Source organism: Halegenticoccus soli, from assembly GCF_002844195.1.
In the GTDB taxonomy this organism is placed as follows: domain Archaea; phylum Halobacteriota; class Halobacteria; order Halobacteriales; family Haloferacaceae; genus Halegenticoccus; species Halegenticoccus soli.
The window spans coordinates 272,343-293,911 of sequence record NZ_PEND01000001.1 but is presented as its reverse complement, the minus strand read 5'-3'; the positions used below and the strand labels follow the sequence as shown (position 1 = coordinate 293,911).

Annotated in this window: 19 protein-coding genes and 2 pseudogenes; 13 read left to right on the top strand and 8 right to left on the bottom strand. The window is 69.6% G+C overall.

What is annotated here, in order from left to right:
* The first annotated feature begins 284 nt into the window (after positions 1–284).
* The 4 genes from CNO20_RS01460 to CNO20_RS01445 all read left to right on the top strand — a co-directional run bounded on the left by CNO20_RS01460 (position 285) and on the right by CNO20_RS01445 (position 4,014).
* On the top strand, positions 285–554 hold the full coding sequence (locus CNO20_RS01460; protein WP_101294255.1) for a hypothetical protein: 270 nt from the start codon (positions 285–287) through the stop codon (positions 552–554).
* Between the two features lie 270 nt (positions 555–824).
* Positions 825–1,208: a hypothetical protein gene (locus CNO20_RS01455; RefSeq protein WP_143423126.1), complete on the top strand. Its 384-nt coding sequence runs from the start codon at positions 825–827 to the stop codon at positions 1,206–1,208.
* A gap of 239 nt (positions 1,209–1,447) precedes the next feature.
* The gene (locus tag CNO20_RS01450) at positions 1,448–1,948 is read left to right on the top strand and encodes a hypothetical protein (RefSeq protein ID WP_101294253.1); all 501 of its coding nucleotides are present in this window, start codon (positions 1,448–1,450) and stop codon (positions 1,946–1,948) included.
* Complete coding sequence (locus CNO20_RS01445) at positions 1,945–4,014, top strand: hypothetical protein (RefSeq protein WP_101294252.1); 2,070 nt, start codon at positions 1,945–1,947, stop codon at positions 4,012–4,014. Before CNO20_RS01450 ends, CNO20_RS01445 begins: the two co-directional genes overlap by 4 nt.
* A 9-nt stretch (positions 4,015–4,023) precedes the next feature.
* On the opposite strand, the gene aglM is transcribed toward CNO20_RS01445, so the two are convergent.
* On the bottom strand, positions 4,024–5,322 hold the full coding sequence (gene aglM / locus CNO20_RS01440; RefSeq protein WP_101294986.1) for a UDP-glucose 6-dehydrogenase AglM: 1,299 nt from the start codon (positions 5,320–5,322) through the stop codon (positions 4,024–4,026).
* Positions 5,323–5,509: 187 nt separating this feature from the next.
* On the opposite strand from aglM, the pseudogene CNO20_RS01435 reads away from it, so the two are divergent.
* A pseudogene (locus tag CNO20_RS01435) lies at positions 5,510–5,800 on the top strand (sugar phosphate nucleotidyltransferase); the annotation flags it as partial.
* A 78-nt stretch (positions 5,801–5,878) separates the two neighbouring features.
* Here the strand turns inward: CNO20_RS01435 and CNO20_RS24245 are convergent.
* Positions 5,879–6,121, bottom strand: a pseudogene (locus CNO20_RS24245) (sugar transferase); the annotation flags it as partial.
* A gap of 439 nt (positions 6,122–6,560) precedes the next feature.
* On the opposite strand from CNO20_RS24245, the gene CNO20_RS23630 reads away from it, so the two are divergent.
* The gene (locus CNO20_RS23630; protein WP_233203853.1) at positions 6,561–7,049 is read left to right on the top strand and encodes a hypothetical protein; all 489 of its coding nucleotides are present in this window, start codon (positions 6,561–6,563) and stop codon (positions 7,047–7,049) included.
* A gap of 242 nt (positions 7,050–7,291) precedes the next feature.
* Here CNO20_RS23630 and glmS read toward each other — a convergent pair whose 3' ends face one another.
* The 6 genes from glmS to CNO20_RS01400 form a co-directional block, all read right to left on the bottom strand.
* Positions 7,292–9,100: a glutamine--fructose-6-phosphate transaminase (isomerizing) gene (gene glmS / locus CNO20_RS01425; RefSeq protein ID WP_101294251.1), complete on the bottom strand. Its 1,809-nt coding sequence runs from the start codon at positions 9,098–9,100 to the stop codon at positions 7,292–7,294.
* The gene (locus CNO20_RS01420; RefSeq protein WP_101294250.1) at positions 9,100–10,509 is read right to left on the bottom strand and encodes a sugar phosphate nucleotidyltransferase; all 1,410 of its coding nucleotides are present in this window, start codon (positions 10,507–10,509) and stop codon (positions 9,100–9,102) included. The genes glmS and CNO20_RS01420 overlap by 1 nt, the downstream gene beginning before the upstream one ends.
* A 192-nt stretch (positions 10,510–10,701) precedes the next feature.
* On the bottom strand, positions 10,702–11,604 hold the full coding sequence (locus CNO20_RS01415; protein ID WP_101294249.1) for a universal stress protein: 903 nt from the start codon (positions 11,602–11,604) through the stop codon (positions 10,702–10,704).
* Between the two features lie 117 nt (positions 11,605–11,721).
* Positions 11,722–12,054 carry a hypothetical protein gene (locus CNO20_RS01410; RefSeq protein ID WP_143423125.1) on the bottom strand — a complete coding sequence of 111 codons (333 nt, stop codon included), beginning with the start codon at positions 12,052–12,054 and terminating at the stop codon, positions 11,722–11,724.
* 84 nt (positions 12,055–12,138) lie between these two features.
* Positions 12,139–13,110 carry an mRNA cleavage and polyadenylation specificity factor-like protein gene (locus tag CNO20_RS01405; RefSeq protein WP_101294247.1) on the bottom strand — a complete coding sequence of 324 codons (972 nt, stop codon included), beginning with the start codon at positions 13,108–13,110 and terminating at the stop codon, positions 12,139–12,141.
* A gap of 568 nt (positions 13,111–13,678) precedes the next feature.
* Entirely contained in the window at positions 13,679–14,461 is a 783-nt protein-coding gene (locus CNO20_RS01400) for an IclR family transcriptional regulator (RefSeq protein ID WP_101294246.1), read from the bottom strand.
* 369 nt (positions 14,462–14,830) lie between these two features.
* On the opposite strand from CNO20_RS01400, the gene CNO20_RS01395 reads away from it, so the two are divergent.
* The 7 genes from CNO20_RS01395 (at position 14,831) to CNO20_RS01370 (ending at position 21,412) form a co-directional block, all read left to right on the top strand.
* The gene (locus CNO20_RS01395) at positions 14,831–15,976 is read left to right on the top strand and encodes an ABC transporter ATP-binding protein (RefSeq protein ID WP_101294245.1); all 1,146 of its coding nucleotides are present in this window, start codon (positions 14,831–14,833) and stop codon (positions 15,974–15,976) included.
* Between the two features lie 198 nt (positions 15,977–16,174).
* Positions 16,175–17,536, top strand: coding sequence for an extracellular solute-binding protein (locus CNO20_RS01390; protein ID WP_101294244.1), 1,362 nt, complete (start codon positions 16,175–16,177; stop codon positions 17,534–17,536).
* A gap of 1 nt (position 17,537) precedes the next feature.
* Positions 17,538–18,455: a carbohydrate ABC transporter permease gene (locus CNO20_RS01385; RefSeq protein WP_101294243.1), complete on the top strand. Its 918-nt coding sequence runs from the start codon at positions 17,538–17,540 to the stop codon at positions 18,453–18,455.
* A 1-nt stretch (position 18,456) separates the two neighbouring features.
* The gene (locus CNO20_RS22860; RefSeq protein ID WP_158237349.1) at positions 18,457–18,597 is read left to right on the top strand and encodes a hypothetical protein; all 141 of its coding nucleotides are present in this window, start codon (positions 18,457–18,459) and stop codon (positions 18,595–18,597) included.
* The gene (locus CNO20_RS01380) at positions 18,597–19,490 is read left to right on the top strand and encodes a carbohydrate ABC transporter permease (protein ID WP_101294985.1); all 894 of its coding nucleotides are present in this window, start codon (positions 18,597–18,599) and stop codon (positions 19,488–19,490) included. Before CNO20_RS22860 ends, CNO20_RS01380 begins: the two co-directional genes overlap by 1 nt.
* A 120-nt stretch (positions 19,491–19,610) precedes the next feature.
* Complete coding sequence (locus tag CNO20_RS01375) at positions 19,611–20,621, top strand: Gfo/Idh/MocA family protein (protein WP_101294242.1); 1,011 nt, start codon at positions 19,611–19,613, stop codon at positions 20,619–20,621.
* A 2-nt stretch (positions 20,622–20,623) separates the two neighbouring features.
* Complete coding sequence (locus CNO20_RS01370; RefSeq protein WP_101294241.1) at positions 20,624–21,412, top strand: hydroxypyruvate isomerase family protein; 789 nt, start codon at positions 20,624–20,626, stop codon at positions 21,410–21,412.
* Positions 21,413–21,569: the final 157 nt, after the last annotated feature.

The following is a 21,569-nucleotide window of genomic DNA, read 5'->3' as shown; positions in this document are numbered from 1 at the left end:
GGTTTTTCTACGGACTATCGGAGAAACCGAGTCGATAAGTAACTAACTAGGAGCGCTATAGAGACGACCCGAGCGAACCGAGAGAGACGGTCGAACGCGGTCGAGAATCGCGAGACCGAGCGCCCCCGTCCGCCGTTCGGACGTGGGTCGTCGGGTACTGAGACGCCGTTTCGGGCGCGAGGCGCGCGCGGAGACTACGGAGACGGTGCGCCGCGACCCGCTCGGGGAGCGACCGAAGCGCGTGGAGTTCGTCTCTCCGAACGAAGTCCCGGAGGAGATCAATCGTGCCAGACGACGACCACGACCGAACCGAGAGACCGCGACGGGGGGAGGCGGCGACGGGCGAGGACGCGCTGGCGGCGATCCGCGCCGCCCCGGCGCCGGTGGTGAACACCCGGTACGTCGCGAACGAACTCCGAATCGCGCGGGCGGAGGCCGCCGAACTTTTGACCGAGCTGTTCGACGAAGGACGGGTGTGCGCTCACGGGATCGGCGATCGCGTCGACCTGTGGTGGATCCCCGACGAGTTCGAGGATCTGCCCCGTGACCGATAGAACGGCCCGCGAAACGAGCCGTCGACCGCTGCCGTCGTTCCGCCGCACGTCGGGTTCGGTGCGGCGTTCGCGGCGATCCGACGGGGCGGTAGGGCGGCCCGCTTTTCCGGCGGCACGGCTCGGCATCCCGGTAGGGCGACCCTAGCCGCGAAATCCCTCCTTTCGAGCGGAACGTCGGCTCGAAACTGGTACGTGCGGCGAGTATTCCTCACGATACCGCGCCGTAACGACCCCGCACGTCAAATGCGGTCTCCCCCGTCGGTGCCGACGATGCTTCGATCGAACCTCCCGACCCGCCGGCTGGCCGTCGCGGCGCTCGCCGGCCTGCTCCTGGCCGTCGCCGGAGCGGCCGGCGCGCTCGCGGCCGGCGAGAGCGCAGAACAGCCCTCCGACGCGTCCGACGACGTCGTTCGACTCGGAGGCGAGGACGTCGTCGTCGCCGACGCCGACGTCCGCGTCGAAGACACCCACGTCACGGGGACCGGACTCCCCGAGAAGTCGGTCGACCGTGCGGACTACACGATCGAAGAGTCGACGGTGACGGTCGACGAGGTGGCGATCGCGCACGACGGGACGACGTACGCGATCGGCGACGTGACGATCACGGTGCGGAACGTCGGGGTGACGCTCGAGAACGTCTCCGTCGGCGGCTGACGGCCGCGTCGAACCGCCGAGCCGTCGAACCACCGAACCGCCGAACCGCCGAGTCGTCGAACCGCCGAACCATCGAACCGCCAAACCGCCGAACGAGCGCGCTTCCGCGCGCTCCGCACATCCCACGCTTCTTTGCGCCGAGTGGCCCGCGTTTCCGGCGACGCCGACGCGCTTCGGGGCCGGGCGCGGAAACCGATCTTCCGGATAACTTATGTGTCTCGTGTCACCTTCGGGAGCCAATGCAGTCGCGCCGGCTCGCCGTTCGGCTGACGGCGCTCGTCGTCGCGGTCGCGGCGGTTCTCGGCGGACCGCTGGTTCCGGGCGTCGACCTCGCGCCGCCGGCCCCGGCGCCCGTCTCCGGGAACGTCGGGCAGGGGAGCGTCGCGGTCGAGGCGGTGGCGTTCGGGGAGACCGGCTACCGGCTGGAGCGGGGCGCGCACGGATCCGGCGCGTACTACCTGGTCGCACCCGACGCGTTCGTCGAGGTGGCGTCCGTGGACGGACGGCCGATGCTCGTCTACGAGGTCCGGATCGCCGATCTCGGCTACGCGCGCTCGACAACCGCGTTCCCGAGCGAGGGCGCGGTCGGAACCGTCCGGATCTCCCTCGGGAAGGACGCCCTCTCCCCCGAACGGATCGCCGCGGGACGGTACCGCGCCGAGGTTCGCGTCCTCGCGCGCGCGAACGAGAGGGACCGCGTCCTCGACGAGCGGACGGTCGAGATCGAGGTGCGCGGGTGACCGACGGGGAAGGGGACGGACCGGATTCCGACTCCGGTTTCCGCTCTCGGGGGCTGGCGCGCCTCCGTCGGGCGGGGCGCGCGCTGTACGGGGTCGCCTTCGGCGACCGGTGCGGAGCGGCGCTGTTTCTCGGCGCGCTCGCCTTCTTCGGGCTGTACTGGCGCGTCGGCGTCTTCATCACCGACACGTACACCGTGGCGAACGCCGCGGCGGCGGTGAGCGAGGGGAGTCTCTCCGTCGACCGGATCGCGTACGGGCCGGCGTCGGGCGAGACGCCGGGAATGGTCGTCGCCGGCGGGGAGCGGTACGGCCGGAACTACGGGCAGGTGTTCCTCGCGCTCCCCGCCGCGCACCTCCTGCGGGGGCTGGCTCTCGTCGCCGATCTCCGACTCGCCGTGGTCGGGCTCTGGTGCCTCTCGCTGCTCGGATGCTTCGTGCTCCTCGGGCGGATCACCGGCCGCAGACGGGCGTTCGCGCTGGCCGGCTCCGGGGTCGTCCTCGCCCTCTTCGGGGCGAACCTCGCGGTCGCCACCGAACTGGAGGCGCGCTGGATCCCCCTCGCGGCGCTGCAGCTCTCGTCGATGACCGCGGCGGCGATGACCGCCGTCCTCCTGTACCGGCTCGTGCGCCGGATTCGCGGCCGTCGAACCGGGATGGCCGCCGGGGCGGCGGTCGCGTTCGCCTCGCCGGTCGGCTTCTGGGCGCCGCTGCCGAAGCGACACGCGTCCGTCGCGGCGCTCGTCGTCGCCGTCGCCTACTGTCTGTACCGGACGCGGGAGGCCGAAACCGCAGCCGGCCCCGACGGCCGCGCACGGCGACGGGACCGCCGGCGGCGGGCGCTCGGGTTCCGGGCGCTGGCGTACGGGTTAGTCGGGTTCTGCGCGTGGATCCAGCCCGCCGAGGCGCTGGCGCTCCTCGTCGCGCTCGTCCCGGCGGATCTCCTCACCGCGCGGTCGACCGGGCGGCGGGAGCTCGCGGCCGTCGGCGGGGCGTTCGGGCTGTCGCTTTTGCCGTTTCTCCTGACGAACTACGCGATGAGCGGGAACCCCCTGCTGCCGCCGCGGCTGTTGCCGCGGTACGCCGGCGAGGCGCTCTCGCCGACGAGCGCCGTCGAGGGTCCCGGTCGCGGGACGGGCGCGCTCGGCGACGGATCGGTCGACGCGGCGTCGGATCCGCTCTCGGCCTCAGCGTCGGCCGACGCCGGCGGCCGGCGCTCGGCGGCCGTCGCGCTCGCCCGCTTTCTCGGTCGGGTCGGGGCGACCGCGATCGACAACGCCGGGCTGTTCTGGCGGTTCATGGCCCGCGGCGTCGACGCGCTCCTCGACGGCGACCGGCTGTACCGGACGTTCGTCAGGAGCGGGTACGTCGACTCGGTCGCCCCCGAGGACGGAAACGAGGCGATCAGCCTCTCGCTCCTCGAATCGATGCCGCTGCTCGGCGCGGCGCTGGCGCTTCCGGGGCACCTCGCCCTGCGCCTCCGGGAGGATCCGGGGCGGTCGGGACGGTCGGGGCGGTCAGGGCGGCCGGGGGCGCGCGCTCGGAGGGAGGTCGATCCAACGCCGGCGCGCGCGGTCGACCTGTTCTCGCTCGCGTTCGCGGGCGTCCTGACGCTATTGTACCTCCCGCGTCTGCCCCTCCACGCGACGGTGACCGTCCGCTACCTCGTTCCGGCGGTTCCGGCGCTCGCGTACCTGCTGACCCGACTCGAACCGGTTCGGAGCGCGGCGCGGGCGTGGCGGACGATGGCGTGGGCGTACGCGGCGACGGTGCTCGTCGGCGGACAGTTGCTCCTCCTCGCGACCCTCCTGCGCCGCCCGGCGCTCGGCGAGGCGATGCAGGGCCACGCGCTGCTCGCGCTCGCGGCGGCGCTCTGTCTCGGCGTCTGGGGGCTCTCGACCGCGTCGACCGCGCGGCGGAGCGATCGGCTCGGCGCCGTCCTGCTCGGGGCGGTCGGCGGCGTCGCCACGGCGTTTCTGCTCCTCTCGGGGGTCGTTCACTTCTCGGCCGCCGGCGAGTTCGCGCTCCCCGCGGTGCGGGTCGTGAGCGAGGCGCTGTCGGCGGCCTGACCCTCCCGTTCACCACGTGAGCCCCTCGTACTCGATCCCCTCGCGCCGCTCGACGATCCGACGGCCGTCGACGACGACGGGCGAGGCCATCGCGTCGAACTCGCCGTCGAGGGTGGCGAACTCCTCCCAGTCGGTGAGAACGACCGCCCCGTCGGCACCCCGGAGCGCGCCGGCGGCGGACGGGGCGTACTCGACGTCCGGGAACAGCGCCCGCATGTTCCCCGCCGCCGCCGGATCGTACGCGACGACGTCAGCGCCGCGGTCGAGGAGGGACTCGATCACCGGGATCGCCCTGGAGTGGCGCACGTCGTCGGTTCCGGGCTTGAACGCCAGCCCGAGCACCGCGATGCGAGCGCCGGGAACGTCGACGCGCCCCGCGAGGAGATCGAGCAGCCGGCGCGGTTGCTCGTCGTTCACCGCGACCGCCGCTTCGAGCAGTTGGGGGTCGTATCCGACCTCGCGCGCGGCGGCGACGAGCGCCGACACGTCCTTCGGGAAGCAGGAGCCGCCCCAGCCGACGCCGCTCCGGAGGAACCGCTCGCCGATCCTGTCGTCGAGGCCGATCGCCTCGGCCACCTCGTAGGCGTCGACGCCGTACGCCTTACAGACGTTCCCGAGTTCGTTGACGAGGCTGAGCTTGGTCGCGAGGAACGCGTTGTTGGCGTACTTGATCATCTCCGCCTCGCGCACGCCGGTCTGGACGACCGGAATCTCGCCGTCGGCGCGGTCGAAGAGCGGGTCGTACACCGCCGCGAGCGCGTCGTGGCCCCGCGCCGTGGGCGATCCGAAGACGAGCTTGTCCGGCGCGAAGAAGTCGGCCACCGCGCTCCCCTCGCGGAGGAACTCCGGGTTCACGACCAGGTCGAAGTCCTCCCCGGCGACGGTTCCGGACGCCCGCTCGACGGCCGGCCGGAGGACCTCCTCCGTCGTCCCCGGAACGACCGTGCTCTTGACGACGACGAGGTGGCGGCCGTCCGTCGAGGCGATCGCCTCGCCCAGCGACGCCATCCCCGATTCGACGACGGACGCGTTTATCGACCCGTCGTCGTTCGCGGGCGTTGGGAGGCAGACGAACGTGACGTCGGTGTCGCGGACGGCCCCGTACTCGGTCGTCGCCGCGAGTCGCGACCCGGCGTGCGTCGCGACGAGGTCGGAGAGGCCCGGCTCGTGGATGGGCGCGACGCCGTCGTTGAGGCTCGACACGACGCCCTCGTCGACGTCGACGTTCACGACCCGGTGGCCGAGGTCGGCGAGGCAGGCGGCGACCGTCGTGCCGACGTAGCCGCTGCCGACGATGCTGACGTCCATCGGCGAACCCGCGCTCGTCGGCGAACTCGTACTCATCGGCGGACCCATCTCTGTCGCGCCTGATGATACTTCGGGTATCGATCGGGTCCGATGACAGCTCCGATACCCGGTTCAGACGCCGTTGGAGATCGTTATCCCCCGCGCCAGCATAAATATATTTACCTTCCGAACATAGCAGAAGACGCGTATGAAAGCGGTCGTGCTGGCAGCCGGGGAGGGAACGCGGCTCAGGCCCCTGACCGAGGACAAACCGAAGGGGCTCGTCGAGGTCGCGGGCAAGCCGATCATCACTCACTGCTTCGAGTCGCTCGCGGGGCTCGGCGCGGACGAGTTCATCGTCGTCGTCGGCTACAAGAAGGAGCACGTCATCAGCCACTACGGGGACGAGTTCCGGGGCATCCCCATCACGTACACCCACCAGCGCGAGCAGAACGGCCTCGCGCACGCGCTCTTGACCGTCGAAGAGCACGTCGACGACGCCGGACTGGATGTCCGAATCCAGTTCGGGCCGCTCGGGCCGCGGGCCGACGACGCTCATGTCGCCGACGAGGATCGCCCAGAGCTGGGGGACCTCGTCGAGGTGTGTCCGCCGCAGCACGCGACCGACGCGGGTGACCCGCGGATCGACCCCGCCGGCGTCCTCTTCGCTGATCTTCGCGCCGCTCTCCGATTCCGCGTCCCGGACCATGCTCCTGAACTTGTAGACGCCGAACGTCTCGCCGAAGACCGCCGTCCGCTCCTGTCGGTACAACACCGGCCCCGGGCTGTCGAGTTTGATCGCGAGGGCGACGAGCGCCATCAGCGGCGAGAGCGCGACCAGCCCCGCCACCGCGAACGCCACGTCGAACGCCCGCTTGAACAGGTAGTCCTGCGGGTCCCACGGCTCGACCTCCACGTCGACGAGCGGCCCCGCCTCGCCCTCCGCCGTCAGCACGCTGTCGGCGTAGTCGCGGTGGACCTTGACCGGGATGCCGTGCTCGTGGCACGCCTCGATCGCGCCGAAGAACTCCGCCCGGTCGGCCCGCGCGAACGCGAGCACGACGGCGTCGACGTCGCGTTCCACGAGCACGTCGTCCAGCCGGGACAGTCCGCCGAGGCGGTCGCGCGCGGCGACCGACGTTCCGCCGTCCGCGACCGCGCGGGCGCTCGTCGCCCCGCGCCGCTCGGCCCGCCCGACCGCGGAGAGCGCGCTCGTCGGACAGAGGTAGCCCAGCACCGGAATCGGAACGCCCGTCGCGATGCGCCCGATCAGCGCCGGGTCGTCGCCGACGATGACGGCCCGCTCGGGGTCGGCGGACGGCCGGCGGCGCACCCAGACGAACCACGGCGGCAGGACGATAACGAGCACCCCGACGGCCGCGACGAGTGTCGCCCGCGGGAGCCTGTGGGACCACTGGAAGAAGCCGAACGCCGCCAGGGCCATCCCCGCGGTCAGGACGCGCTTCGCCGTCAGCGCGACCGTGTCGAGGACGCGGCGGGGCCGCGGCTTGTACAGCGGGATCAGACACCCCGCCACGGCGCAGACGCTGAGCAGCGTCGCCGACAGGAGCGACTCGCCGCGCAGGACGACCGCGTCCAGTCGGTTGAACGCGGGGACGTGCGGGGTGAAAAGCCACTGCACGAGCGGGTGGTTGGCCGCGAGCACCGCGAGCACGGTCGCGACCGCGGCGCCCGAAACGCTCGCCACCCTGTACCGCCACCCCGTGAGCATCGTACGGGACGACTAAGCGATCCGATAATAAACTTTCTGTGTACTTTCATCCCTTCGGTAAATACCAGATATCGGGTCAGTAACTGGCGGATATCACGGCGGAGCCTCGGAGAGAGCCGCGGAGCTGAATCCGTCGTCGTACGCTCCGAAAAGCGCACCCGTTCGACGCCGTGGGTGTCTCGGTTCGAATCCCGTCGGGGGGCCTGGCTCGAACCCCGTCGAGCCTCCCGGGTCGAATCCCGTCGGGGATCCGAACGCTCACTCGACGGTGACGCTCTTCGCCAGGTTGCGCGGCTTGTCGATCGCCCGCCCGAGCCGCCTGGCCATGTAGTACGCCACGAGCTGGAGCTGCACGTTCGCCAGGATCGGCACGGTCCGCTCGTGCGTCGCCGGGATCTCGAGCACCGAATCGGCGTACCGCTCCGCGTCGGACTCGCCGTCGGTCACCACGACCACGGGCGCGCCCCGCGCTTCGACCTCCTTCACGTTGCCGATCGTCTTCCGCGCGTTCTCCCCGTCGCCGGTCACGAGCGCGAACACCGGCGTCTCCTCCGTCACGAGCGCCAGGGGTCCGTGTTTCAGCTCCCCGGCGGCGAATCCCTCGGCGTGCTCGTAGGTGATCTCCTTGAACTTCAACGCCCCTTCGAGCGCCACCGGGTAGTGGACCCCGCGGCCGATGAAGAAGAACGACTTCGCGCCCATGAACTCCTCGACGACCTCGTCCGCCCGCGACTCGTCGAGTACCTCCTGCACCTGCCCCGGGAGGTCCCGCAGCGCGGAGACGAGCTCCCGGACATCCCGGTTTCGGGGCTCGTCCGCGAGCAGCTGTTCGACGAAGAGGTTGAGCCCGACGAGCTGCGAGGAGAACGTCTTGGTCGCCGCCACGCCGATCTCGGGACCCGCGCGGATGTACATCACGTGGTCGCACTCGCGGGCGACCGTGCTCCCGACGACGTTCGTGAGCGCCACCGTCTCCACGCCGCGACCGCGCGCCTTCCGGAGCGCGCTCAGCGTGTCGGCGGTCTCGCCGCTCTGGGTGATCCCCACGACGAGCGTGTCGCGGGCGATCGGCGGCAGCGAGGTCGCGTACTCGCTCGAGAGGAAGGCGGTCGCGTGGACGCCCGCCTCCTGGAGCAGCAGCGCGCCGTAGCGGGCGGCGTGGTACGAGGTCCCGCAGGCGAGAAAGTGCACCTCCTCGGGGGCGTCGAGTCCGTCGAGCTCCTCGACGGTGATCCGACCCTCCAGCTCGTCGACGCGGCCCCGCAGGCACTGCCGAAGCGCCTTCGGCTGCTCGTGGATCTCCTTGAGCATGAAGTGGTCGTAGCCGCTCTTGCCGGTCTGCTCGGCGGTCCACTCGACCGTCTCGACCTCCTTTTCGACCGGCTCGCCCAGCTCGTCCTCGACGCGCCAGTCTCCGGGGGTGAGCACCGCGAACTCGCCCTCGTCGAGGTAGACGACGTCGCGGGTGCGTTCGAGGAACGCGGGGATGTCGCTCGCGAGGTAGTGCGCGCCGTCGCCGATCCCGAGCACGAGCGGCGAGTCGTGCCGGGCGGCGAAGATCGCGTCCGTGCCGGCGACGACCGCGGCGAGCGCGTAGCTCCCCTCGAGGCGCTCGACGGCGCGCCTGAACGCCGACTCGGGGTCCGCGCCGGCGTCGAGCGCCTCGGCGATCAGGTGGGGCACGACCTCGGTGTCCGTCTCGCTCGAAAAGGAGACGCCCTTCGCTTCGAGTTCGTCGCGCAGCGCCCGGTAGTTCTCGATGATGCCGTTGTGGACGACGGCGACCCGGCCCGACTCGTCCGTGTGGGGGTGGGCGTTCTCGTCGGACGGCGGGCCGTGGGTGCTCCAGCGGGTGTGGCCGATGCCGACCGCGCCGTCGAGCGTCCGCCCCGCGAGCGCGCGCTTCAGCGCGGACAGTTCGCCCTCCTTCTTTTCGACCTCGACCTCGTCGCCGCCGACCGCGATCCCGGCCGAGTCGTAGCCGCGGTACTCCAGGTTGGAGAGGCCTTCGAGCAGCACCGCCGACGTCGCGTCGTCCGCGCCGGCGACGCCGATGATCCCGCACATCAGCGCCGCACCTCCGCGCCCTCGTCGACGTCGCCCCGGACGTGCGCCCCCGTCCGGACGCTGGCGTGCGGGCCGACGAGCGATCCGGGTTCGACCGTCGCGCCGCCGTCGAGCCGCGCCCGATCCGCGATGACCGCCCCGAGCTGACACCCCTCGTGGATCCGCGTCCCGATGCGGACGTCCGCCGATCCGCCGGGAGCGACCGTTCCCGCGCCGACCTGGACCCCCTCTCCGGTGACGCAGTCGACGAGAGTCGCGTTCGGCCCGACGCGCGAGTCCACGTCGACGACGGAGCCGCGGACGACGGCCCCCGCCTCGACCGTGACGTTCCGACCGAGGGCGGTGTTCGGACCGACGACGGCGGCGGGTCCGATCACGCTGTCCGGGCCGACGATCGCCGGCCCCTGGAGCGTCGCGTCGGGGTGGACGGTCGCCGTCCGGTCGACGTACACGCCGTCCGCTCCGGCCGATCGGTCGAGTGCCGCCGCGCCGCGGAGTCCGGCCGTTCGGCCGGCTCCGGCCGTTTCGCTCGCGCCGTCGGTGCCGTCCACGCCCTCCGGCCCGTCAACGCGTCCCGGTTCGTCAGCGCCTCCCGCGCCGTCCGTTCTGTCGGTCCCGCCCGCTCCGTCGGGCCCGCCCGCTCCGTCGCGTCCGCCGGGGACGACCGCCGCGTTCGGGCCCGCCGCGCCCTCGACCAGCCCCCGGTTCATGAGCTTGCGGGCGAGCGAGAGTAGATCCCACGGGTAGGTCGCGTCCTCCCAGATGCCGTCGGTGAGAACCCCGCGGACCGGGCTCCCGTTCTCGACGAGCTGGGCGATGCTGTCGGAGAGCGACAGTTCGCCGTGCTGTCGGGGCGTCGACTCCACCTCGACGAAGAACGACGGGGCGAAGACGTAGACGCCGGCGTTCAGGAGGCGGTAGGAGTCGCTCCGCGGCTTCTCCGTGAACTCGACGACGCGGTCGCCGTCGAGCTTGACGGCGCCGTAGTTGGGCGCCTCCTCGCTTTCGATGACCGCGAGGGTCGCCACGTCCTCGACGGTGTGCGCCTCCCGGACGGCGGTCACGGTCTCCTCGCGGACGATCTGATCGCCGTTGACGACCAGGAAGTCGGCGTCGAGCGCGTGCGACGCCTGGAGGAGCGCGTGGCCGCTCCCGAGCTGCTTCCCCTGGACGTGGTAGGTGATCGGCCGATCGCGGTACGCCGCGCCGAAGTGGTTCTGCACCCGGTCGCGCTTGTAGCCGACGACGAGGTGCAGGTCCTCCACGCCGGCGTCGATGAGCGCGTCGAAGACGTACTCCAGGATCGGTCGGTTTGCCGCCGGCAGCATCGGCTTCGGCCGGTGTTTCGTGAGCGGTCGGAGGCGGGTCCCCTCCCCGGCCGCGAGCACGACGGCGGACTCGATATCCATGTGTATTACCTACCGGAGGAGTCACAATAACCTTGTTGTCCGGAGTGTGAGTCGCGCGCGACCGTCAGGCGGGGACGATCGATCGACCGACGAGGCGCGAGACCGAGAACGGCGCACCCCCGTCGCGGGAAACCCGAAGCGCCGAAAAGCCACCGCAGGAAAACCGAGGGGATGAGACGAACCGGGAGCCGTTCAGGCGCAGTTTCGCCGCGCGAGGATGACCGTCTTCTCCGCCCGCTTTGCCACGCGCTCGGGGACGGCGCCCATGACGGAGCGGCGGAGCGGACGGGCGGCCGTCGCGCCGATCACGGTGACGTCGTGGCGCTCGGTGAGGGAGAGAACGGTCTCGGCGGGGTCGTCGCTCGCGCGCACCGAGCGTTCGACCTCGACGTCGTCGAGTCCGGCGACCGCCGAGTCGATCAACCGTCGATCCTCGCCGGGATCGGCGTCCGACGCGCCGGGGTCGACGATCCGAACCACCTCGACGCGCGCCTCGTTCATCCGGGCCACGGCCCGGGCGACGTCCGCCGCGAGGTCGCCGTGCGGGCCGTCCGCGGCGACGAGGAGAACCGACTCGACCCCGTCCGCCGTCGCGCCGATCTTCTCCACGAGCACGTCGCAGGGCGCGTTCGTCGCGGTCCGGTCGACGTCGCTCCCGAAGACGAGGTCGAACCGGGGGCGCTCGCGCCAGCCGAGGACGACGCCGTCGCAGTCGTGTTCGCGGACCGCGCCCACGACCGCGGCGGCCAGGTCGTGGCTCACCCGCACCTCGCCGCGGACCGGGGCGTCGCGCTTCCCGAGCGCTCGCAGCGCGCGATCCAGGATCTCCTGCCGATCCCGCCCGAACTCCCGTTCGATCGTCTCGTCGGTGAAGATCGAAAACGGCGACCGGTACGGCTTGACGATCACGCTCAGGACGACGATCTCCCCCCCGCGGTCGACGGCGAGGTCTCCCGCGGTCCGCACGAGCTGGTCGACGTGGGCCGGGTTGCCGACCGCGACGAGAACTCGGTACCCCGACCGCGACTCCGGCTCGTGCCCTCGGGTCCCCCTCTCGGCGTCGTCGGGGACGCCTCCGTTGTCACTCCGTCCCATGTGCCGGATACGCGGGGGCGGCGCTTAGTCTTGCGTTCACGGCCGTTGATGCGATATTCGAAGGAGGGTCGCCGGTTCGGATAACCGAGAGCCGGGCGGGACGAGCGAGCGACGCGCTCACTGAGCGACGAGCCGATCGCGGTTCGGTCGCCGAAGCGCGTCCAGGTCGGGGCGCGTCCACTCGCCGCGCTCGTCGACCTCGACGGGGATCTCCTCGCCGAAGAGCCGCCCGGCGTCCCGCCAGGTGTCGAGATCGAACGCGGCGAGAACCGCCGGGAGGGCGTCTCCGCCGCGGGGGAGCCGCAGCAGTTTGTTGTCCAGCGAGAGCTCCACGGCGGGGCCCGACGCCGTGTCGCGGATGCGGACCCCGGTAACGCGGGCCGTGGTCGCGTCGGTCGCGTCCGCGGCGGTTCGGGACTTCGCGGCGGTCGGGGCGTGGCGGGAGGGCATACACACCAGTCGCCCCTTCCGCGTCATCTGCTTTGTGGTCGCGTCGCCGTTTGCGGATCGCCCGCACCGTCCTCCGGCGCGCGCTCAAAACTCCCCGAGCGTCCGCTGGTTCCGCCGCAGCGGGTACGCCTCGTACCCGTGTTCGGTCGCGAGGTGCGACGCGAACGTCTCGTCGAACCCGTGGTGGGTGTACACGCGCTCCGGGTCGACCGCCCCGACGAGGTCGACGAGCTCGTCGAAGTCGCAGTGGTCCGAGAGGACGAACGTCTCGTCGTAGCCGCCGCGGTACCGGAACGACTCGTCGACGGCCCACCCGGAGAAGCCGACCTTCGCCGCGCCGAGCCGGTCCGCGAGGCGGTTGACCCACCCGTTCCGGGCGAGGTGCGTCGGGACGACGAACACGTCGTCGGGGGCGAGTTCGTCGACCTCGGCGTACGGGACGGCGGAGAACCGGCGGTCGGAGACCGACTCGATCACCCGGTTCATCTTCGCGACCGCGCCGTGGGCGACGAGCCGGCGGTTCGTCGCTCGCTCGGCCAGCGCCTGGATCTCCTGGGCCCGCCCGAGCGAGTACCCGAACAGGAACAGCGGCCTGTCTTCGGCGTCCGCGATCCAATCGACGATGCGTCCCTCCAGCTCGCGCTGGTCGGGGAATCGGTAGTCCGGATGGCCGTAGGTCGTTTCGACGACGAGTTCGTCCGCGGGAACCGGCTCGAATCCCCGGAGCGAGAGCCGGTCGCGGGTCGAGACGTCGCCGGTGTAGAGGAACCGTCTGCCGTCCTCCTCGATGAGCGCCGCGCGGGAGCCGACGATGTGCCCCGCCGGGAGGAGTAAGATCCCGTCGGTCTCCTCGACGAACTCGACGTCCGCGCCGGTCCGCGCGCCGGCGAGCGCCGCGGTCGCGGCGGAGCACACGACGGTTCCCGTCGAAGCGCGTTCGAGGAGGTGGTCGGCGTGGGCGTGGCTCACGACGTTGACGTCGCCGACCGCGCCGCGGGCGTCGGCGACGATCGTGCGGGAGAGGTCGAAGTGGATGCCGTCCTTCAATCGGAGCATTTTCTGTGGCGGGGCGTTCGTGACACGGACGAGCGAAGTAGGGCGGCGAGCTACTTTTCTCGCTCGCTCCGCGTCTCCCCGATCGGGGACCGAGCGTGGATCTGCCGGCGAGAGCAGCCGGAGTTTGACGAGCGGATGATGTATAATTATTTATGTTTTTAACGGGGCTACAGGACGGAACAAAAAACGTCGATCGTGTGGAAATTTCCATGGTAACATCACGATCGGGTGATCCGCACGGGAATGTATATCTGATGAGCAACTATAATCCCCCGGTTAAAAACGGATCGGCAGTTCTTGTGAGCGAACGAGCGAGTTCGACGGATCAGCCCGCGGACAGCGCCGCTCTGTGAGAATCGATCCCCTTTTCCGGAGATCCGTTTTGTGGAGTCGTTCGACAAAATCGGATATTGTTAATTGGATCCGACTCCCGGTCCGCGAGCCGCGAATCGGTTCGCCGCACCGCGTGTCGGGGCGGTGCGACCGAGGGGAGAGCGCCGGTCGCGTTACACGGTTAGCCGTGTAACGCGACCGTTCACAGTACGTGAACGAAAGCGGCGGAAGTTCGTCAGCGGGAAAAGAGCTTGTTCTCGATGGAGCTCGCCGCGCTCCCGATGATGCCCGGGATGTCGGCGTCGGTCCGGCGGCGGGTCATTCGCTCGGTCGAGCCGCAGATCGACACCGCGCCGATCGCCGCGTCGGTCGGGTCGGTGATCGGCGCGGCGACGCACCGCCACCCCTCCGTGTGCTCCTCGCGGTCGTACGCCGCCCGCCTGTCGCGGATCGACTGCAGCTCCGTTCCGAGCGCGGATCGGTCGGTGATCGTGTTCTCGGTCAGCGGGGGGAGGCCGCGCGTCTCCATGACGCGCTCGCGGTCGTCCGCCGACAGGTACGCGAGGATCGCCTTCCCGCCCGCGGTGGCGTGGAGGTGGACGCGCTCGCCCTCGTGAAACGGCGGCTCGTACCCCTTGTCGGCGGACACCGTCCGCACGTACGCGCCGTACCCGTGTTCGGGGACCATGAGGTTCGCCACTTCGCCGGTCGCCTCGGCCAGGTGTTCGAGGTGTCCCCGCGCGCGGCGGTAGATCGGCAGCCGCTTTCGAACCCCGACCCCGAGTCCGAGAAAGCGCAGACCGAGCCGATAGGAGTCGCCGTCCTTGACGACGTAGTTCAGTCGGTGAAGCGTCGAGAGGTGCTTGTGGACCGTTCCCTTCGCCAGCCCGACCTCCCGGGCGAGTTCCGACACGCCCGCCGATTCGCGCTCGGAGAGCGCCTCGACGATCTCGAAGCTGGTCATCGTGGTCTTCGCCACGCGGGTCGGGCGTTCGTCCTCCGGTCGCGTCTCGGTCATGGCACTACGGCGACGGACGTATCGAGCCGACAAAAACCTTGTTCACGGAGCGTGAACGAACGTCGGGTCGGGCGAGCGATCCGACCGACGCGCCGTCTCCGCCGATCGGTCGCTCCCGGCCGGCTCCGACGGCCTCGGAAGAGAAGCGGCGGACCGCGGCCGAACTGCGGCCGAGCCGCGGTCGAACCGCCGCTACCCGGACGCGACCGCCCCTCGTTCACGCACCGTGAACGAACGTCGCGGACGAACCGCGAATCGGCGGGCCCAGCGCGCGGGTCCGAGCGGCGACGCCGAGGCGGTACTGATCGGGAGCGTGATCGGGTACTGACATGCAGTAGTTTTAACTCCCCGAGTTCGTTGTCAGTGACTATGGGCCGGATTGACATAGACGGACTGACCAAGGTGTTCGGAGACGGCGGCGACGAGATCGTCGCGGTGGACGAGCTGAACTGCGCGATCGAGGACGGGGAGTTCCTGATCCTCGTCGGCCCGTCCGGCTGCGGGAAGTCGACGACGCTCCGCTGTATCGCCGGGCTCGAACGACCGACCGACGGGAAGATCGTGCTCGACGGCGACGACGTGACCGACGAGAAGCCGAAGAACCGGAACATGGCGATGGTGTTCCAGAACTACGCGCTGTACCCCCACATGACCGCCCGGGAGAACATGGCGTTCGGCCTGAAGATGACGACGGATCTCTCGACGGACGAGATCGACCGGCGGGTGACGGAGACCGCGGAGATGATGGGGATCGAAGAGCTCCTCGACCAGAAGCCGAAGGAGCTCTCCGGGGGCCAGCAGCAGCGCGTCGCACTCGGGCGCGCCATCGTCCGCGATCCCGAGGTGTTCCTGATGGACGAACCCCTCTCTAATCTCGACGCGAAGCTGCGCACGCAGATGCGCACGGAGCTGCAGAGCCTCCAGCAGGAGTTCGGCGTGACGACGATCTACGTGACGCACGACCAGACCGAGGCGATGACGATGGGCGACCGCATCGCCGTCTTGAACGGCGGCGAACTCCAGCAGATCGGCACCCCCCTCGAATGTTACCACGCTCCCGCGAACCGGTTCGTCGCCGGGTTCATCGGCTCGCCGAGCATGAACTTCTTCGACGTGCGGCTCGACGAGTCGGGCGACTCGCCGTCGCTCGTCCACGAGGCGTTCGCGTACGACCTCTCGGACGAACTCGCCGCGGACGTGGTCGGGCGCGGCACGGAGTTCGTGCTCGGCGTCCGTCCCGAGGACGTCCGCCTCGCCGAACCGGACGACGAGAACGTCCTCGCCACGGAGGTGAACGTCACCGAGCCGCTCGGCGACGTCACGTTCGTGTACCTGCAGATCGGGGGCGACCAGTACACCGCCAGCTTCGACGGGGACGTGATCCTCGACCCGGGCAGCACCGTCGAAGTCACCTTCCCGGAGGACCGCGTTCACCTCTTCGACGGTCGCACCGGAGAGGCGCTTCGGAACCGGGAGCCGCCGTCGGAGGACGCGGAGGCGAGGCTCAGCGTGTGATCGGGCGGACTCCCCCGCGCCCGAGAACGCGGAGCCGAGAGTAGATCGAGCGCACGTCGTCGCCGACGAACCGAGCGTCGGCGCGAGCCACCGACAGCACGGGGCCGCGTCGGTTCGACGAAACGTCGCTCCGGCGGGATAGTCCATCAGGGAAAAATATTAGTATTCCTGTTTCGATTGTAGCCACGAACGATTAGCATGACAGAGTCACGCAAGACCTCGCGTCCGAGCAGGCGCGACTGCGTCAGAGGGCTGAGCGTCGGCGCCGCAGCTACGCTCGCGGGCTGCATCGGCGGGAGCTTCTCCGGCGGATCGAGCGGGTCGAACGGGTCGGGGAACGACAAGGAGCTCATCTTCTGGACCGACTACTTCAGCGACGAGAACGACGACCCGTGGGAGAAGTGGTACAAGGAGAGCTTCGAGGAGGAGACCGGGACGAACCTGAAGGTGGCGGCGTTCAGCTACGAGGACCGTCGGCAGAAGTTCCTCACCGGCGCCCGCAGCGGGAACCCGGACTACATCGAGGGCGTGCTCTCGCACCTCAGCGAGTTCGTGAAGGCCGACCTCGTCGAACCGATCGGCGACCGCGCGAAGGAACTCGACTACTTCGACGGGTACGTCGACGGCGCGATGAGGGCGATGGAGTACGACGGGAAGCTGTACGGTCTGCCGTTCACCGGGAACGGCCGGGCGCTCATCTACCGGAAGGACGTCTTCGAGAGGCACGGGTTGGAGCCGCCGCAGACAGCCGAGGAGTTCCTGGAGGTCGGCAGGACGATAAACGAGAAGGAAGACGGGATGTGGGCCTTCCACAACTGCACGAAGAAGGGGAGCGTCCGGGCGTTCCAGGAGTGGATGTCGCACGTCTACCAGCACGAGGACAACCTCTACGAGCGCGAGGGCGACGGCTGGACGCTCGTCCCCGACGCCGAGGTGTTCGCGAAGGTCTTCGACGCGTTTTACTACCGGGTGTGGGCGGCCGACGATCCGATCGCGAATCCGGAGCAGAAGGGCACCGGCTGGCAGGTGAACGACCCCGGCTTCCTCAACGGCCAGTTCGCCATGATCGAGTGCGGGCCGTGGCTGCGCGGCTGGACGACCGGCGAGGAGATCCAGGACGCGGAACGGACGAAGGCCCTCCTCGACGAGAAGTCGGCGGTCGCCCACCTGCCGCGGGCGAAGGGGGGATCGAAAGGGACGTACCTCGAGGTGAAGCCGGTGATGGTGAACGCGAATTCGGGGAATAAGGACGCCGCGTGGGAGGGCGTCAGGAGGTTCACCAGTCCCGAGTCGCTACGGAAACAGAAGGAGGCGATCCCCGACTCCGGCGACCTGGCGACGCCGGTCCACGAGGACGTCGAGTCCACCATCGACAACGAGAACTGGAAACCGCTCGTCGACGTCTTCGAAACCGGGAAGCCGCTGGCCAAGATCAGCTGGGGGCCGGTTCAGGAGGCGTTCTGGACGGAGATGCAGAACGTCGTTTACGGGAAGAAGGGGCCGGACGCCGCCGGGAAGGACCTCCACTCCCAGCTGAAATCCCTCGAATCCGAAGTCTGACATGGCGACGACAACCACGGGTCGCGAGCGGTTCGGCCGCTACGCCGAGGAGTTCCGCTGGTTCCTCCGGGAGACGTGGCTCGGCTACGCGCTCGTCCTCCCGACCACGGTCCTGCTCGGGGTCATCGTCGTCTACCCGACGGTGAGCGGCGTCTGGATCAGCCTGTTCGAGCAGTCGCTCATCAATCCGGGCGACGCCGAGTTCGTCGGCCTCGGAAACTACGCGCGGATGGTGGCGGACCCGACGTTCTGGCTCGCGTTCAAAAACTCCGTCCTGTTGACGGCGGTCGCCGTCTCGCTGGAGTACCTGCTCGGCCTGGGCCTCGCGCTCGCGCTCAAGGAGAAGGTGCCCGGGATCGGCCTCTTTCGGAGCGTCTCGATGGTGACGTGGGTCCTGCCGATCATCGTCATGGTGATCATCTTCCGGTGGCTCGTCCAGCCCGACTTCGGGTTCGTCAACATCGTGCTCGACTGGCTCGGGCTGCCGACGACCTACTGGTTCGGCAACGAAACCTGGGCGTTCCCGCTCGTCGTCGCGATGCACGTGTGGCGGAACGTCCCCTTCTTCGCCATCGCGCTGATGGCGAGCATGCAGTCGGTCCCGGAGTCGCTGTACGAGGCCGCCCAGCTCGACGGCGCGGGCCCCCTCCAGCGGTTCCGGTACATCACCCTGCCGCAGATCTCCTACGTGTCGATGATCATGATCGTGCTCCACGTCATCTTCACGTTCAACAACTTCGACATCGTCTACCTCTCGACCGGCGGCGGGCCCGTGAACAGCACCGAGGTCCTCGCGACGTACGTCTACAAGCAGGCGTTCACCTCGTACGCGCTGGGCTACGCGGCCAGCGTCGGCGTGGTGATGCTGATTCTGCTTTTGACGTTCACCGCGGTGTACGTGAAACTGGAGGAGACCTGAGATGAGCGACGAACCGACGACCGACGCGAGCGCCGGAGACGACCCCCACTGGCTCGGCGTCACCGGCAGCCACCTCCCGGCCGGCGCGCGCCGCGCCCGCGCGCTCTGCGGAGCCCACCGGACGCGCGGGAGGTGGCGCTGATGGCGACGCGCGACGTCGGCGGTCGGGGGCTCCTCGGTCGGTTCGACGACTGGCTCGACGAGGAGACGAGCCCTCGCCGCGCGCTCGCCGTCTACGGCGTCCTCGCCGTCTACTTCGGCTTCCTCCTGCTCCCCATCGCCTGGCTGATCCTGTCGACGCTCATGTCGACGGAGGTGATGTACTCCGGCCGGGTCGTTCCGGCGGCGGACGAACTCACCCTGCGGAACTACGCGCACGTCCTGGCGCGCCCGGAGTTCCGGCGGTACTTCGTCAACTCGACCGTCGTCGCGACCGCGACCACCGCGCTGACGCTCGTGTTCGGAACGCTCGCCGGCTACGCGCTCAGCCGCTTCGAGTTCCCCGGACGGAGCGTGCTCCTCCTGGGGTACATCTCGACCCAGATGCTGCCGTGGGTGCTCGTGCTCATCCCCTTCTTCCTCCTGATGTTCGAGCTGGGGCTCGTCGACTCGTTCACCGGCATCGTCCTCGCGCACACCGCCTTCGCGCTCCCCTTCGCGACGTGGATGCTGAAGGGGTACTTCGACGACATCCCGGAGTCGCTCGACGACGCCGCGAAGATGGACGGCTGTTCGCAGGTGGACGTCCTCTGGCGCGTCATCCTGCCGCTGTCCGCGCCGGGGATGGCCGTCGCCGGGTTCTACACGTTCGTCCTCTCGTGGAACGACTACCTCGCCGTCTCGGTCCTCTCTCAGACCGCCGCGACGCGCACCCTGCCGTTCGGCCTCCAGCTGTTCCAGACGCAGAACCAGATCAACTGGGGGCTCGTGCTCACGGCCGCCGTGATCACGATGGTCCCCGTGATCCTCCTGTTCGCCGTCGTCCAGCGGTGGCTGGTCGAGGGGCTGGCGAACGGGGGAATGAAAGGGACCTGACCCCGAAGCAACCCTTCCGGAAGCCCCTCCGTTAGCCTTATTTGCGCATTATTCCCAACTAATGGAGACCGTTTCCGTGAAAGGTAGGTTAAAGTGCCGGCGATTTCCTACTGAATCTGTATGACGGTAGCGTTAGCCTTCATCGGAGCGGGCGGCATCGCGTCGATCCACCTCGGAAACCTCGAAGCGCGCGACGACGTCGACGTCGTCGCCGTGTGCGACGTCGCGGAGGAGGCGGCCCGGCGGGCCGCAGAGCCGCACGGGGCGTCCGTGTACACCGACCACCGGGAACTCCTCGAAGCCGAGGATCCGGACGCGGTGTTCGTCGCCATCCCGCCGTTCGCGCACACGGATCAGGAGGTGCTGGCCGCCGAACGGGGGTTCGACCTCTTCGTGGAGAAGCCGATCGGGCTGCGGACGGAGACGGCCGACGAGGTCGAGGCGGCGATCGAAGACGCCGGGGTCGTCTCGCAGGTCGGACACATGCTCCGCTACGCCGACGCGGTGGAGAAGGCCCGGGAGCTGATCGGCGACCGCGACGTGGCGCTCGTCGACGGGCGGTGGGTCGGCGGCGTGCCCGGCGCTAGCTGGTGGGGGATAAAGGAGAAGTCGGGCGGACAGGTCGTCGAGCAGACCGCGCACGTCTTCGACCTGGTGCGGTACTTCGGCGGCGAGGTCGAGAGCGTGCGCGCGGTCGGCGGCAAGCGGGTCGTCGGCGACGAGATCGACTTCGAGGACGCCGTCTCGGCGACGATGAAACACCAGAACGGGACCGTCAGCCACGTCTCGACGTCCGCCGCGTCCCCCGGCGACGACGTCGGCCTCCTGCTCGTCGGGGACGGGTTCCACCTCGAACTGTCGTTCGGCTTCGCCGACGGCTCCCCGCCGGAGTCGACCAGTTCGCTCGAAGGCGTTGTCGACGGCGAGGAGATCGAGTTCGAATCCGAGGGCTGTGCGTGGCGCTCGGAGGTCGACGCGTTCGTCGAGGCGGTGAAGGCGGGGGGCGGCGACGTCCGGTCGGCGTACGCCGACGCCCGCCGCACGTTCGACCTCACGCTCGCGGTGAACGAGGCGATCCGCCGCGACGGGCCGGTCTCGCCGAAGCGCGAGCGGCAGGCGGTGGTCGAGTGACCATGGTGAGGATCAGCGCCACGCTGCCGATGGCCCTCCGAGCGGACTCGCTCGAAGCCGGCATCGAACGGGCCACCGCGATCGGCGTCGACGGGTTCGAGTTCTTCCGCTGGGAGGAGCACGACGCCGGGACCGTCGGCGAACTGTGCGACGAACACGGGGTCGAAGTCGCCGCGACGCTCTCGGCGGGGGGCGGTTCGAACATCGACGACTTCGACGGTCCCGCCATGACCCGACCCGAGTCGGTCGAGACGGTCGTCGCCGACGTCGAGCGCTCCCTCGACGCCGCGGCCGCCCTCGGCGCTCGGAGCCTGATCGTCACGACCGGGCCGGAGCAGCCGAACCTCGACCGGGACGCGCAGCGGGCGAGCGTCGCCGAGGTCCTCGACCGCGTGGCCCCGGCCGCCGAGTCCGCGGGCGTCACGGTCGTCGTCGAGCCGCTGAACGTGGCGGTCGACCACCCGGGGTACTTCCTGACCGACTCCGAGGAGGCGTTCGAGATCGTCGAGTCGGTCGGCAGCGATCGCGTCCGGGTGCTCTACGACGTGTACCACCAGCAGATAACGGAGGGCAACATCATCGAGACGGTGCGAGAACGCGTCGGCCTGATCGGCCACTTCCACGTCGCCGACGTGCCGGGCCGCCACGAGCCCGGAACCGGGGAGTTGAACTACCCGAACGTCCTGGCGGCGATAGCCGAGACGGGGTACGACGGGTACGTCGGCTGCGAGTTCTTCCCGGCCGGCGATCCGGACGAAGCCGTCCGGTCGGTCGTCGACATGGCTCCCTGACCGCCGGATCCGCGCGGTTTCGACCACCCGTCGTCCGCCGGCCGATCCGGGCTGCGACCGTCTGTGGCGCGGTTCGACGACTGTCAGATAGAATAATTCGTATTTACCAATTTTCCCGCGTCTTTATTTCATTATTTATTCTTTGTATATAATATAG